This is a genomic window from Kitasatospora sp. NPDC005856 (assembly GCF_040629945.1).
Classification (GTDB): domain Bacteria; phylum Actinomycetota; class Actinomycetes; order Streptomycetales; family Streptomycetaceae; genus Kitasatospora.
Genome location: NZ_JBEXWT010000140.1, coordinates 1 through 16,069, shown reverse-complemented (window position 1 = coordinate 16,069; position 16,069 = coordinate 1). Strand labels below are relative to the sequence as shown.

Annotated in this window: 2 protein-coding genes; both read right to left on the bottom strand. The window is 75.9% G+C overall.

The window, feature by feature from the left end; translation table 11 throughout:
* Positions 1 to 1,994, bottom strand: a 1,994-nt coding sequence (locus tag ABZ449_RS39810; RefSeq protein ID WP_360356408.1) for a type I polyketide synthase, incomplete at its 3' end; no start/stop codon positions are given.
* Between the two features lie 26 nt (positions 1,995 to 2,020).
* Positions 2,021 to 16,069 (bottom strand): SDR family NAD(P)-dependent oxidoreductase (locus ABZ449_RS39805; RefSeq protein WP_360356406.1); only part of this gene is annotated, 14,049 nt, incomplete at its 5' end.

The following is a 16,069-nucleotide window of genomic DNA, read 5'->3' as shown; positions in this document are numbered from 1 at the left end:
CCGGCGATGTGGGCGGCGGCTATTTCGCCTTGGGAGTGGCCGATGACGGCGTGGGGGTGGATGCCGTGGTGTTGCCAGGTGCGGGCGAGGCTGACCATGAGGGCGAAGAGGGTGGGTTGGACGACGTCGACGCGGTTGAGGTCGGGGGCTTCGGGGTGGGTGTGGAGGACGTCGAGGAGGGACCAGCCGGTGTGGGGGTGGAGGGCTTGGTCGCAGGCGTGGAGGTGTTCGGCGAAGACGGGTGAGGTGTTGAGGAGTTCGAGGCCCATGCCGGGCCATTGGGATCCTTGGCCGGGGAAGACGAAGACGGTTTTTCCGGGGGTGCTGGTGCCTTGGATGAGTCGGCTGTCCGGCTGATCGGCGGCCAGCGCCTTGAGTGCGTCGAGGAGTTCGTCGCGGGTGGTGGCGGTGGCGGCGGCGCGGTGGGTGAAGGGGGTGCGGGTGTCGAGGGTGGTGGCGATGGTGGTGGGGGTGAGGTCGGGGTGGGTCTGGATGTGGTCGGCGAGTCGTCGGGCGTGGTCGCGTAGGGCGGTGGGTGACTTCGCGGACAGACGCCAGGTGACGGGGGTGTCCGGGGAGGTTTCGGTGGGGGCCGCCGGCGGTTCGGCGGGGGCCTGTTCGAGGATGATGTGGGCGTTGGTGCCGCTGATGCCGAAGGAGGAGACGGCGGCGCGGCGCGGCCGGTCTTCGGTGGGCCAGTCGCGGGCCTCGGTGAGGAGTTCCACCCGTCCGGCGTCCCAGTCGATGTGCGGGGACGGAGCGTCGACGTGCAGGGTCCTGGGCAGGACCTCGTGGTGCATGGCCTGCACCATTTTGATGATGCCGGCGACGCCGGCGGCGGCCTGGGTGTGGCCGATGTTGGACTTGATGGAGCCGAGCCAGAGCGGCTGCCCGTCGGGTCGGTCCTGGCCGTAGGTGGCGAGCAGGGCCTGGGCCTCGATGGGGTCGCCGAGGGTGGTGCCGGTGCCGTGGGCCTCGACCACGTCGACGTCGGCGGTGGTGAGTCCGGCGTTGGTCAGGGCCTGGCGGATCACCCGTTGCTGGGCGGGGCCGTTGGGCGCCGACAGCTGGCTGCTGGTCCCGTCCTGGTTGACCGCCGAGCCGCGGACCACGGCGAGGATCCGGTGGCCGTTGCGGCGGGCGTCGGAGAGCCGCTCGACCAGCAGCAGGCCCACGCCCTCGCTCCACACCACGCCGTCGGCGGCGGCGGCGAAGGACTTGGAGCGCCCGTCGGGGGCCAGCCCGCGCTGACGGCTGAAGCCGGTGAAGGCGACCGGGGTGGCCATCACGGAGACGCCGCCGGCGAGGGCGAGGTCGCACTCGCCGTTGCGCAGCGACTGCGCGGCCAGGTGCAGGGCGACCAGCGAGGAGGAGCACGCCGTGTCCAGGGTGACGGCGGGGCCTTCCAGCCCGAAGGTGTAGGACAGCCGGCCGGAGGCGACGCTGCCCGCGCTGCCCGTGACCACCTGGCCCTCCATCCCCTCCGGCATCCGGCGCAGGCGTGATGCGTAGTCCCCGTACATGACGCCGGTGAAGACGCCGGTCCGGCTGCCGCGCAGGGTCTCCGGGTCGATCCCCGCGTGCTCGAACGCCTCCCAGCCGGCCTCCAGCAGCAGCCGCTGCTGCGGGTCCATCGCCAGTGCCTCGCGCGGGCTGATGCCGAAGAACGCGGGATCGAAGTCGGCGGCGGCGTCCAGGAACCCGCCCTCCCGGACGTACGACTTCCCGGGCGTGTCGGGGTCGGGGTCGTAGAGGCCGTCGACGTCCCAGCCGCGGTCGCGGGGGAAGGGGCCGATGGCGTCGACGCCGGAGGCGACGAGGTGCCACAGGTCCTCGGGCGAGTTGACGCCACCGGGGTAGCGGCAGGCCATCCCGACGATCGCGATCGGTTCGGCCGCCGCGTCGGTGCGTCGCTGGAGCTGCCGTCGAAGGCGCTTGTTCTCCAGCAGTGACGTGCGCAGTGCTTCGACGACCTTCTCGGTAGGCATGTTCATCGTCGGCTCCGTCGGTTCTGGGGTGATCACGAGTCGGTGTCGGTGAGGGCGATGCGGACGAGGTCCTCGACGTCGGCGTCGATGAGGTCCTGTTCCTCCTCGTCCTCCTGCGCCGTCCGTCCGGGGCCGTCGGCGTCGTGGGCCAGGCCGAGGACGGCGTCCAGCAGCCCGGCTTCGCGCAGGCGCTCCGGCGGGACGGACGCGATGAGCCTGCGGAGCGCCGCGTCCGAGGTGTCGGCGGCCCCGGCCGGGTCGGCCGGGACCAGCAGTTCCCGCAGTCGGGCGGCGAGCTTGCGGGGTGTCGGGTAGTCGAACAGGGTGGTGGCCGGCAGTCGCCGGCCGGCGGCGTCGCTCAGCCGGTTGCGGAGCTCGATGGCGGTGAGGGAGTCGAAGCCGAGTTCCAGGAAGCCGCGGTTGAGCTCCACGGTGGCGGCTCCGGCGTGCCCCAGGGTGATCGAGATCTCCTGGCGGAGGAACTCCAGGAGCAGGTCGGTCTGTTCGGCCTCGGTACGGCCCGTGAGGCGCTGGGCGAGGGACGGTCCGGCCTCCGCTTCCCGGCGGGTCCGCGGGGGCCCGGCCAGGGTGCGCAGGATCGGCGGCAGGGTGCCGTCCTCGGCCTGGGCGCGCAGGGTCGGCGGGTCGAGCCGCAGCAGGGTGGTGGTGGCGCGGCCGTCGTGCAGGGCCGAGTCGAACAGGGCGAGGCCCTGTCCGGTGTCGAGGGGCAGCATCCCGCCGCGGCCGATGCGGGCCCGGTCGGCCGTGCCGAGGCCGCCGGTCATCGCGCCCCCGGTCGCCCACATCCCCCAGGCGAGGGAGGCGGCGGGCAGGCCGTGGGAGTGCCGCTGTTCGGCCAGTGCGTCGAGGAAGGCGTTGGCCGCCGCGTAGTTGCCCTGGCCGGCGCCGCCGAGTACGCCGGAGGCGGAGGAGAACAGCACGAAGTGCGTGAGGTCCAGGCCTTCGGTGAGCCGGTGGAGGTGCCAGGCCGCGTCGGCCTTGGGCCGCAGGACGGTGGCGATCCGGTCGGCGGTGAGGCCGGGGAGCGTCGAGTCGTCCAGGACGCCCGCGGCGTGGATCACCGCGGTGAGGGGGTGCGCGCCGGGGACGGCGGCGAGCAGGTCCGCCAGCGCGTCCCGGTCGCCGACGTCGCACGCCGCCAGGGTGGCGTGGGCGCCGAGGGCGGCCAGTTCGGCGAGCAGTTCCTCCGCTCCGGCCGCGGCGTTCCCGCTGCGGCTGGTGAGCAGCAGGTGCCGGACGCCGTGGGCGGTGACCAGGTGCCGGGCGACCAGCGCGCCGAGCGCCCCGGTGCCGCCGGTGACGAGGACCGTTCCACCGGGGGCGAACGGCGGGGTGCCGTCGTCGCCCGCCTCGGCCCGGGTGGTCCCGACCCGGGCCAGGCGGGCGGCGTGGGCCTTCCCGTCCCGCAGCGCGAGCCACGGTTCGCCGGTGAGCAGCGCGGCGCGCACGGCCAGGGCGGACGCCTCGGTGCCGTCGGTGTCGACCAGGACGATCCGGTCGGGGTTCTCGGTCTGGGCGGCGCGGACCAGGCCGCCGACGGCGGCGCCCGCGAGGTCGGCGACGCGGTCGCCGGCCACGGCGGACACCGTCGAGCGGGTGAGGACGCCGAGCCGGGAGCCGGTGAACCGGTCCTCGGCGAGGAAGGCCTGGAGGACGCCGAGCACGTGCCCGGTCGCCCGGTGTGCGGTCTCGGCCGCGTCGGTGCCTTCCGGGTCCTCGGCGGGGAACCGCGTGCAGTCGAGGAGCAGCAGCTCCGGTACCGGGGAGGAAGCCGGCGCGGGGCCGTTCACCGGCCCGTCCAGCAGGGCGCCCACCGGGGGGACCGGGGTGCCCGCGCCGTCCGGCGGGGCCGGCAGCGCGACCTCGTTCCACACGAGGCCGAACCGGGCCCGGGAGCCCTCGCCCCCCGCCGCTCCGAACTGTCCGGGCGCCAGGTTCCGGACCGACAGCGACTCGATGGCGGCGACCTCGCCGCCCCGGTCGTCGGTCAGCCGCAGTGCGAACCCGGTGCCCGCCCGGGACAGTCGGACCCGGAGGGTGTCGGTGGCGTCCCCGGGCACGCTGACGCCCGCCCAGGAGAACGGCACCGGCACGCCCGCGGCGCGGTCCACGTCGGTGTGGAGGTACGCGAGCGTGTGCAGGGCCGAGTCCAGCAGCGCGGGGTGGATCCGGAAGCCGTCCGCGGCCACCCCGGTCAGCCGGACCTCGGCCAGCACCTCCTCGCCGTGCCGCCAGACCGTGCGCAGGCCGCGGAACGCCGGACCGTAGCCGAGGCCGAGGCCGGTGAGCAGCGTGTAGACCTCGGCGGGGTCGGCGGGCTGTGCGCCGGGCGGCGGCCAGGCGCCGTCCGGGGTCGGCGGGGTGTCGGCGGCCGGGACGGGGGCGAGGACGCCCTGACCGTGGCGCGTCCACCCCTCCTCGGCCGAACCGGTCGGCCGGGAGCGGATGACGACGCTCCGCCGGCCGTCGGCGTCGGGTGCGCCGGTGACCAGCTGGAGGTGGACGGCCCCGTTCCCGGGCAGGATCAGGGGGGCGGACAGGTCGAGCTCGTCGACCCGGCCGCAGCCGGTCCGCCCGCCCGCGTACAGGGCCGCCTCCAGCAGTGCCGCGGCGGGCACGACCGGGCTGCCGTGGACGGTGTGGTCGGCCAGCCAGGGCCTGGTCTGCGCCGAGATCCGCCCGGTGAACAGGAAGCCCCCGTCGGGCAGTTCGGTCCCGGCGCCGAGGAAGGGGTGGGTGGTCCGTTCCAGGCCGAGCCCCGCCGGGTCGCCGTCGTCGGCGGGGCGGTCGAGCCAGAACCGCTCGCGCTGGAACGGGTACGTGGGCAGGTCGGCCCCCGGGCGGGCACCGGGCAGCAGGGCCGCCAGGTCCACCGGCACGCCGTGCAGCCGTGCCTGGGCCAGCGCGGTGGCCACCGACTCCGGTTCGGGCCGGTCCTTGCGCAGCAGCGCGCCGACCAGCGGCCGGGGGTCCTGCTCGGGCAGGCAGTCCGGGGTGATGGACGCCAGCGCGTCCGAGCCGAGTTCCAGGTACGTGCGCACCCCGGCGGCGTGCAGGGTCGCGACGGCGTCCGAGAAGAGCACCGGCCGCAGCACCTGGTCGACCCAGTAGTCGGCCGACGCCATGGTGCCGGGTTCCACCACGGCCCCGGTGACCGTCGACACCACGGGGACGGTCGGCTCCGCGTAGCGCAGCCGTTCGGCGGTCTCCCGGAGGGCGGCCGTCATGGGCTCCATCAGCGGCGAGTGGAAGGCGTGGCTGACCAGCAGCCGCTTGGTCCTGCTGCCGCGCCGGGCCCACTCGTCGACGACCGCCATGACGGCGACCTCGTCGCCCGACACCACCGTGCCGGCGGGGCCGTTGACGGCGGCGATGCCGACCGCGTCCTCCCGGCCGGCCAGTGTGGCGCGCACCTCGTCGGCACCCGCGCCGATCGCCACCATGGCGCCCCGGCCCGCGACCTCGTGCATCAGCCGGCCGCGCACGGCGACCAGGGTGCAGGCGTCGGCCAGCGAGAGGACGCCCGCGACGTGCGCGGCGGCGAACTCGCCGACCGAGTGCCCCATCAGGTAGTCGGGGGCGATGCCCCAACTGCGCAGCAGCCGGTAGAGCGCGACCTCCAGGGCGAAGAGCGCGGGCTGCGTGTAGCGGGTCTCGTGCAGCAGGTCCTCCCCGGCGGTCCCGGCGGGCGCGAACATCAGCTCCCGCAGCGGCCGGTCGAGCAGTCCGTCGAAGTGCGCGCACACCTCGTCCAGCGAGCGCCGGAACTCCGGGTGGGCCTCGTACAGGCCGCTGCCCATCCGGGCCCGCTGGGAGCCCTGGCCGGAGAACAGGAACGCGGTCGCGCCCCGCTCCCCGGTGCCGCCCCGGACGAGGTGCGGTGCGGTGCGGCCCGCGGCGAGCGCGTCCAGCCCGGAGAGCAGGTCCTCCCGGGTCCGGCCGACCACCGCGGCCGCCCGCTCGAACACCGACCGGGTGCCGAGCGAACGGGCGAGGTCCACCGGGGTGTGCTCGGGGTGCTCCAGGACGAAGTCGCGTACCCGACCGGCGTGTTCGGCGAGGGCCGGATCCGTCCTGGCCGACAGCAGCCAGGGCACCACCGGGGCGGGCCCGGCGGCGGCCGACGCGTCGGGGGCGGCAGCACCGGGAGCGGTGGCCGTTTCGGGCAGGTCCTCGGCGGCGGGCGCCTCCAGGACGACGTGGGCGTTGGTGCCGCTGATGCCGAAGGCCGACACCCCCGCCCGGCGCGGTCCGCCGTGCTCCGGCCAGGCCCGTTCCTCCCGCAGGACGGCGACACCGCCCGACGCCCAGTCCACGTGCGGCGACGGCGTGTCGGCGTGCAGGGTCTGCGGCAACCGGCCGTGCCGGAGCGCCTGCACCGTCTTGATGATGCCGGCGACGCCGGCGGCGGCCTGGGTGTGGCCGATGTTGGACTTGACGGAGCCGATCCACAGGGGCCGGTCGGCGGGCCGGTCCTGCCCGTAGACCGCCATCAGCGCCTGGGCCTCGATCGGGTCGCCCAGCGGCGTCCCGGTCCCGTGTGCCTCGACCGCGTCGACGTCGGCGGGCGCGAGGCCCGCGTCGGTCAGGGCCTGGCGGATCACCCGCTGCTGGGCGGGGCCGTTGGGGGCGGTGAGCCCGTTGGAGGCACCGTCCTGGTTGACGGCCGTCCCCCGGACCACGGCGAGCACCCGGTGCCCGTTGCGGCGGGCGTCGGAGAGCCGCTCGACCAGCAGCAGCCCCACGCCCTCCGCCCAGGCGACGCCGTCCGCGCCCGCGCCGAACGGCTTGCAGCGGCCGTCCGGGGCGAGTCCGCGCTGGCGGCTGAACTCGACGAAGGGGGCCGGGGTGGCCATCACGGTCACGCCGCCGGCGAGCGCGAGGTCGCAGTCGCCGTCGCGCAGGGCGCGGACGGCGAGGTGCAGGCTCACCAGGGAGGACGAGCAGGCGGTGTCCACGGTGATCGCCGGGCCCTCGAAGCCGAAGGTGTAGGCGATGCGCCCGGACGCGACGCTGCCCGCGCTGCCCGTGCCGAGGTAGCCCTCGTACTCGTCGATCCGGCTGTTCACCAGGCGGGCGCCGTAGTCGCTGTACATGACGCCGGTGAAGACGCCGGTCCGGCTGCCGCGGAGGTCGGCGGGGTCGATGCCGGCGCGTTCCAGCACCTCCCAGCCGGTTTCGAGCAGGAGCCGCTGCTGCGGGTCGGCGGCCATCGCGTCGCGCGGGCTCATCCCGAAGAAGTGCGGGTCGAACCGGTCCGCGTCGTAGAGGAAGCCGCCCTCGCGGGTGTAGGACTTGCCGTGCCGTTCGGGCGCCGGATCGTAGAGCTCCTCGACGTTCCAGTCCCGGTCGGCGGGGAACGGGCCGATCGCGTCGACCCCGTCGCTGACCAGCCGCCACAGCTCCTCCGGGGAACGGACCTCGCCGGGGAACCGGCAGGCCATCCCGACGATCACGACCGGGTCGTCCGCCACCGCGGGCCGGATCCGCTCCGCGGGCTCCGGCCGCCCGGGCGCCGCACCGTCCTGGCCGGACAGTTCGGCCCCGAGGTGGGCCGCCAAGGCCGCCGGGTTGGGGTAGTCGAAGACGAGCGTCGCCGGCAGCCGCAGGCCCGTCGCGGCGGAGAGCCGGTTGCGCAGGTCGATGCCGGTCAGCGAGTCGAAGCCCAGCTCGTTGAACTCGCGGTCGGCGGGGATGCGGTCGGTGCCTTCGTGCCCGAGGACGGCCGCGACCTGGTCGCGCACCGCCGCCAGCAGCACCTGGTCCCGCCGGGTCCCGTCGAGGCCCTGGAGCCGCCGCAGGAGCGGGGTCCGCTCGGTGCGACGGTGTGCGGGCGCGCCGGCCAGCGTCGACAGCACCGGCGGGACCTCCGCCGGGTCCGCCGCGCGCAGGGCGGCGCGGTCGAGGCGCAGTGCGAGCGGCACCGGGTGGTCCGCGGCGAGGGCGGCGTCGAACAGGTCGAGGCCGGCCTCGGCGGACAGCGGGACCAACGCGGCCTGGCGGACCCGCTGTTCGTCGGCCGTCATTCCGCCGGCCAGGGTCCACGGCCCCCACACCAGGCTGGTGGCGGGGAGCCCCAGGGCGCGGCGGCGGTGCGCGAGGGCGTCGAGGCAGGCGTTGGCGGCCGCGTAGTTGGCCTGTCCGGGCGTGCCGAACGTGCCCGCGACGGAGGAGAACAGGACGAAGGCCGCGAGTCCGGCGTCGACGGTCAGCTCGTGCAGGTGCCGGGCGGCGTCGGCCTTCGGCCGGAACACCGTGTCGATCCGGTCGGGGTCCAGGTTGTCCAGCGCCGCGTCGTCCAGGACCCCGGCGGTGTGCACGACGGCGGTGAGCGGGTGCTCCGCGGGGATGCCCGCGAGCAGCTCCGCGAGCGCCTCGCGGTCGGCCGCGTCGCAGGCGGCGACGGTCACCTCGGCGCCGTGCCCGGCCAGTTCGGACCGCAGCTCCGCCGCGCCCGGGGCGTCGGCGCCCCGGCGGCCGGTCAGCAGCAGGTGCCGGACGCCGTGGCGGACGACGAGGTGCCGGGCGACCAGCGAGCCCAGGGCGCCGGTGCCGCCGGTGACCAGGACGGTGCCGTCCGGGTCGAGCGGGGAGGCGGCGGGGGCGGTCAGCGGTGCGGGAACCACCCGGGGCGCCAGGAAGTCGCCCCGGCGCAGGGCCAGTTGGGGTTCGTCCAGGGCGAGGGCCCCGGCGAGGGCGTCCTCGCCGGCAGCCTCGGCTCCGTCGTCGGGACCACCGTCGGGACCGCCGTCGAGGTCGAGCAGGACGAACCGTCCGGGGTGCTCGGCCTGCGCGCTGCGGACCAGGCCCCAGACCGCGGCGCCCGCCGGGTCGGCGGCCTCGGCGCCGGGGCCGGTGACGACGGCGCCCCGGGTGACGACCACCAGGCGGGACCGTGCCGGGTGGTCCCCCGCGGCCCAGCGCCGGAGCGCGTCGAGCACCCGGGCCACGGTCGCGCGGACCTCCGCGGGCCCGGCGTCGCCGGACGTCTCCACCCGCAGCGCGACGGCGTCGGACGCGGGGGCCAGCTCCGGACGGGCCGTCACCGGGCTCCAGTCCAGCCGGTACGCCTCGTGCCGGCGCGCGCCGACCTCGTCGAGGGCCACCGCCCGGACCCGCAGGGCCTCCACCGCGGCCACGGGGGTGCCCTCGGTGTCGGTGACGGCCAGGGCCAGGGTGTCGGGCCCGGTCCTGGTCAGTCGGCTGCGGATCGTGGTGGCGCCCCGGGCGTACGGGGTGACACCGCGCCAGGAGAAGGGCAGCAGGACCTCCCCGCCGCTGTTCAGCGAGGGGTGGTCGGTCGCCAGCGCGTGCAGCGAGGCGTCGAGCACCGCCGGGTGCGGGCCGTCCGTGCCGTCGTCGCCCTCGGGCGCGTCGGCCTCCGTGTAGACGGCTGTGTCGTCCCGCCAGGCCGACCGCAGCCCCTGGAAGGCGGGCCCGTAGTCGACCCCGGCGTCGGCGAGCGTCCCGTACAGCCCGTCGAGGTCGATCGGCTCGGCGCCCGGTGGCGGCCAGGCCGTGGGGAAGTCCTCGAACGGCTCGGCGGGGCGGCCGCCCAGCGCCCCGGACGCGTGCCTGGTCCAGGACCGTTCGCCGCCCTCGTCGTGGTGCCCGTGGGCGCGCGAGCTGACCGTGAGGGTGTGCAGGCCGCGCGCGTCCGGGGCGGACACCAGGACCTGGAGGTCCACGGCCCCGCTCTCGGGCAGCAGGAGCGCCGCCTCGACGGTGAGTTCGTCGATCCGGGCGTTGCCGGTGACCTCCGCCGCGTGCGCCGCGATGTCGAGGAAGACCGTGCCGGGCACGATCGCGGAGCCGTTGACGGTGTGCTCGGCGAGCCACGGGTGGCCGCTGCGCGACACCCGGCCGCTCAGCAGCCACCCGCCGCCGTCGGCCAGCGACGTCGCCGCCGTCAGCAGCCCGTGCGCCCCGCTCCCGGTGCCCGGGGCGGCGGGGGAGAGGGCGGCCGAGAGCCAGAACCTCCGCCCCTGGAAGGGGTAGTTGGGCAGCTGCACCGGTTGCGGGGCGAGCCGGGCGAAGAACGCCCGCCAGTCCACCGGGGCGCCGCGGAGCGCGGCCTGCGCCACGGCCGCGACCAGGGTCGGTGCCTCCGGGCGGTCCCGGCGCAGCGCCGCGACCCGGTGGCCGGTACCCGCGGGCGTGCCCGCGCCGGCGCTCCCGTCCGGGGCCGCGGCGCCGCCGTCGGCGGCGTCCTGCGGTCCGTCCGGCACCAGCGCGGTCAGCGCCGCATCGGGGCCGACCTCGAAGAACAGCGTGGTGCCCAGCTCGCGCAGGGCCTGCGTCCCGTCGTGGAACCGGACCGCCTCCCGCAGCTGGCGCGTCCAGTACGCGGGATCGGCCAGCTCCGCTCCGGTGGCGGGCCGCCCGGTGAGGCCGGAGACGATCGGCACCTCCGGCGGGTGGAAGCCGAGCCGGCCGACGACCTCGCCGAACTCGTCCAGGATGCCGTCCATGTGCGGCGAGTGGAACGCGTGGCTGACCCGCAGCGGCGTCGTCCTGCGACCGCGCTCCGTCCAGTGGGCGGCCACCCGGGCCACGGCGTCCGCGTCGCCGGAGACGACCGTCGACCGGGCCGTGTTGACGGCCGCGATCGAGACGGCCGCCGTCCCCGCCGCCGGACCGTCGGGTCCGCCGGCCCCGGCGGCCTCCGCCAGCGACCGGGCGACCTCCTCCTCGCCCGCCCGGATCGCGACCATCGCGCCGCGCGCCGTCACCGACTGCATCAGTCGCGAGCGTTCGGCGACCAGCGTGCAGGCGTCGGCGAGGTCGAGGACCCCGGCCACGTGCGCGGCGGCGATCTCGCCGACCGAGTGCCCGAGCACGGCGTCGGGCCGCAGCCCCCACGACCCGAGCAGGCGGAACAGCGCCACCTCCAGGGCGAAGACGGCCGGCTGCCCGTATCCGGTCCGGTCGAGCAGCGCCGCCTCCGCCGTGCCCGCCTCGGCGAACATCACCGAGCGCAGCGGGACGTCCAGGACGGTGTCCAGGTGCGTGCAGACCCGGTCGAGTTCGGCGGCGAACACCGGGAAGTGCTCGTACAGTTCCCGGCCCATCCCGGGCCGCTGGGAGCCCTGGCCGGAGAACAGGAACGCGGTCCGTCCCGCCCCGGGACGCACCCCGGTGTCCGTCCGGTCGACGTCGGCGACCGCCGCCAGGGCGGCGCGGAACTCCGCGCGGGTGCTGCCGGTCACGGCGACGCGGTGTTCGTGCAGCGGCCTGGTCGTCAGCGCGGCGCCGACGTCCGCGGGGCGCGGAGCGTCGTGCCCGTCGAGGTGCGCGGCGAGCTGCCGGACGTGCGCGGTCAGCGCGGCCTCGGTCCTGGCCGACAGCAGCCAGGGGACCACCGGGGGCTCGGCGGCCCCGGCGGGAGCGGGGTCGGGCGCGGGGGCCGGGACGGCCGCGGTCACCGGATCCCACTCCAGGATGACGTGGGCGTTGGTGCCGCTGATGCCGAAGGCCGACACACCGGCGCGGCGCGGGCCGGCGGTGTCCGACCAGGGCCGGTCGGCCGTGAGGACCCGGACGCCGCCGGACTCCCAGTCGACGTGCGGCGTCGGCTCGTCCGCGTTCAGGGTGCGGGGCATGACCCCGTGCCGCATGGCCTCGATCATCTTGATGATGCCGGCGACGCCGGCGGCGGCCTGGGTGTGGCCGATGTTGGACTTGACGGAGCCGATCCACAGCGGCCGTTCGGCGGGTCGGTCCTGGCCGTAGGTGGCGAGCAGGGCCTGGGCCTCGATGGGGTCGCCGAGCCGGGTGCCGGTGCCGTGCGCCTCGACGGCGTCGACGTCGGCGGTGGTGAGTCCGGCGTTGGCCAGGGCCTGGCGGATCACCCGCTGCTGGGAGGGGCCGTTGGGGGCGGTGAGGCCGTTGCTGGTGCCGTCGGAGTTGACGGCGCTGCCGCGCACCACCGCGAGGACCTGGTGGCCGTTGCGCCGGGCGTCGGAGAGCCGCTCCAACAGCAGGACGCCGACGCCCTCGCCCCAGGCGGTGCCGTCGGCGGCGGCGCCGAACGGCTTGCACCGGCCGTCGGGCGCCAGGCCGCGCTGGCGGCTGAACTCGACGAACAGCGTCGGCGTCGCCATGACCGCGACGCCGCCCGCCAGCGCCAGCCCGCACTCGCCGTTGCGCAGCGACTGCGCGGCCAGGTGCAGGGCGACCAGCGACGAGGAGCACGCCGTGTCGACGGTCATCGCCGGCCCTTCGAGGCCGAAGGTGTAGGCGATCCGGCCGGAGGCGACGCTCGTCGTCGAACCGGTGATCAGATAGCCCTCGGGGTCGGTGCCGGCCGGCCGGGTCCCGAGCCCGTACTCCTGCGCGGCCGTCCCGATGAACACCCCGGTGGCGCTGCCGCGCAGCGACGCCGGATCGATCGCGGCGTTCTCCAGCACCTCCCACGTGGAGGCGAGCAGCAGCCGCTGCTGCGGGTCCATCGCCAGCGCCTCGCGCGGGCTCACGCCGAAGAACTCCGCGTCGAACTCGTCGGCGTCGTGCAGGAACCCGCCGTGCCGGGCGTACGTCTTCCCCGGCCGGTCCGGGTCCGGGTCGTACAGCTCCTCGGCGTCCCAGCCGCGGTTGGCCGGGAACCCGCCGATCGCGTCGACGCCGTCGGCCACCAGCCGCCACAGGGCGTCCGGGGTCCGGACGCCGCCGGGGAAGCGGCACGCCATGCCGACGATCGCGATCCGGTCGTCGTCCTCCCGGCCCGCGGTGGCGGAGGCGGCGGGCCCGTTCGTCGCCGGCCCGGCGACGGGCGGCTCGGCGCCCAGCAGTTCGGCGGCCAGCCGGTCGGCGAGCGCCGCCGATGTCGGGTGGTCGAAGACCAGCGTGGCCGGCAGCCGCAGGCCCGTCGCGGTGTTCAACCGGTTGCGGAACTCGACCGCGGTGAGCGAGTCGAAGCCCATGTCCTTGAAACTGCGCGTGGCGTCGATGCCGCTCGTTCCGCCGTGCCCGAGCACCGCCGCGATGTGCGTGCCGATCAGGTCGGTGAGCGCCTCCAGCCGCGCCTCGCGGCCCAGTGGGCGCAGCCGCCCGACCAGGCCTCCGGCGGCCGGCTCGGCGGCGGCCGCGGCGGCCCGGCGCAGCGACGGCCTGGCCAGGGTGCGCAGGATCGGGGCGACCGAGCCGTCCTCCGCGTCGATGGTGGTGGGACGGATCCGGGCGAGCAGCAGCGGGGTGTGGTCCGGCACCGCGAGGGCCGCGTCGAACAGCTCCATCCCCTGCTCCGTGCCGATCGCCGCAGCGTTGCGCGTCAGCCGGGCGACGCCGGTGCTGTCCAGGCCGGCCGTCATGGAACTGGTCTCGGCCCACAGGCCCCACGCCAGCGAGTCCGCGGGAAGCCCCTGGGAGCGGCGGTGGGCGGCCAGCGCGTCCACGAACGTGTTGGCGGCCGCGTAGGTGGACTGCCCCGGGTTCCCGATGACGCCCGCGGCGGAGGAGAACAGCACGAACGACCGCAGCCCGAGGCCCTCGGTCAGCGTGTGCAGGTGCCAGGCCGCGTCCGCCTTCGGCCGCAGGACGGCGTCCGCCTGCTCGCCGGTGAGCGCGCCGAGCACGCCGTCCTCCAGGACCCCGGCGGTGTGTACGACGGCGGTGAGGGGGTGTTCGGCGGGGATGTCGTCGAGGAGTTGGGCGAGGGCCTCGCGGTCGGCGGTGTCGCAGGCGGCGACGGTGACGTCGGCGCCGGCCGCCGTCAGCTCGTCCGCCAGCTCCGACGCTCCCGGAGCCGCGGTGCCGCGGCGGCTGGTCAGCAGCAGGTGGCGGACTCCGTGCGAGGTCACCAGGTGACGGGCGAGGTGCGCTCCGATCGTGCCGGTGCCGCCGGTGATCAGGACGGTGCCGTCGGGGTCGAAGGCGAACCCGGGTGCCTCCTCCTCGGGCCGGACGGCGACCAGGCGCGGGCGCAGGCAGGCACCGCCCCGCAGCGCGACCTGCATCTCGCCGGAGGCGACCGCCGCGCGCAGCGCCGACGGCGCGGTGGCGGCACCGTCCAGGTCGACCAGCACGAACCGGCCCGGCTCCTCCCACCAGGCGGCGCGGAGCAGGCCCCACACCGTCGAGCCCGGCAGGTCCTCGATCGGGTCGCCGGGGTGGACGGCGACCGCACGGCGGGTCAGCACGACCAGGGTGGTGGCGGAGAGCCGCTCCTCGGCGAGCCACGCCTGGACCAGGCCCAGGACGTGCCGCGCGGTGTCGTGGGCGAGCGCGGCCGGATCGGCACCGGCCGACGGCGTGGGGCAGGGCAGCAGGACGACGTCCGGCACGGGCGCGCCGGCGTCCATCGCGCCGAGCAGGTCGTCCAGTGTCGCGTGCTCCGCGACCCCGTCGAGCGGTACGCCCGGCGCGGCCGCGGCGGTCCCGAGCACAGCCCAGCGCCCGGCTCCCCGCGGCGCGGCGCCCCCGGAGGCGGCGGCGTCCGCCGGCTCGGCACGGACCCAGTCCATCCGGAAGATCGAGTTGTGCAGCGGGTGCGGGGCGGCGAGCCGTCCCGGGTCGAGCTCCCGCAGCCGCAGCGACGGGATGGTGACGAGCGGCTGCCCGGAGCCGTCGGCGATGTCGAGCACGGCCGTGGTGTCGTCGACCAGCGTCGTGCGCACCCGCAGTGCGGTGGCGCCGGTCGCGTGCAGGGTGACGCCGGACCAGGAGAACGGCAGCCGTACGGGGGCCGCGGCGCCGTCCGGTCCGGAACCGAGCGCCACGGTGTGCAGTGCCGCGTCGAGCAGCGCCGGATGGACGCCGAAGCCGGCCGGGTCGGCGTCCTCGGACAGCCGGATGTCGGCGTAGAACACGTCGCCGTCCCGCCAGGCTGCCCGCAGTCCGCGGAAGGTCGGGCCGTACAGGTAGCCGAGGGCGGTGAGCCGCCCGTAGAAGTCGTCCAGCGGGACGGGCTCGGCGCCGGGCGGCGGCCACGCCTCGTCGAGGACCCGCGGCGCGGACCGGGTGCCCTCGGCGAGGGTGCCGACGGCGTGGCGGGTCCACGGCTGGTCCGGGTCGCCCGCCGGGCGGGAGTGGACGGTGACGGTGTGTCGGCCGGCGCCGTCGGGCGCGGTGGCGACGTGGAGACGGACCGGGGAGGCGTCGGTCAGGGTGAGCGGGCTCTCGAGGGTGAGCTCCTCGACGTGGGCGAGGCCGAGTTCCCCGGCGGCGTGCAGCGCCATGTCGAGGAATGCGGTGCCGGGGAGCAGGACGGTGTCCTGTACGGCGTGGTCGGCCAGCCAGGGTTGGGCCGTGGTGGAGACCTGGCCCGTGAGGATCAGCCCCCGTCCCTCGGGTTGTTCGAGGCTGCCGCTGACCAGCGGATGGCCGGTGGTGGTCTGCCCGGACCCGACCGGCGTGGTGTTCGGCATGACCCAGTACTGCTGGTGTTGGAAGGGGTAGGTGGGGAGGGGGGTGTGGGGGGTGGTGGGTGTGGTGGTGGGGGTGTTGGTGGTGGGGGTGTTGTGGGTCCAGGTGTGGGCGAGGGCGGTCGCCAGTTGGGATGGGCCGCCGTGGTTGCGGCGGAGGGTGCCGGTGGTGGTGATCTGGGTGTTGGTGGTGTCGGCGGTTTGTTGGATGGGGGTGGTGAGGACGGGGTGGGGGCTGGTTTCGATGAAGTGGGTGTGGCCGGTGTGGAGGAGGTTGTGGGTGGTGGTGTGGAGTTGGACGGGGTGGCGGAGGTTGTCGTACCAGTACTGGGCGTTGAAGGTGGGGGTGGTGTCGGGGTGGGTGGTGGAGTGGAAGGGGATGGTGGGGGTGGTGGGTTGGAGGTCGGCGAGGGTGGTGAGGAGGTGGTGGTGGAGGGGTTCGACGTGGGGTGAGTGGGAGGCGTAGTCGACGGGGATGGTTTTGGCGTCGATGCCTTGGTGTTGGTAGTGGGTGACGAGGGTGGTGAGTTCGTGGGTGTTGCCGGCGAGGACGGTGGTGTGGGGGGAGTTGTGGGCGGCGATGGTGATGCCGGGGGGGAGGGTGATGTGGTCGGGGGGGAGGGGGATGGAGGCCATGGTGCCGGTGCCGGCGATGGTGAGGAGTGCTTGGCTTCGGAGGGCGATGGTTTTGGCGGCGTC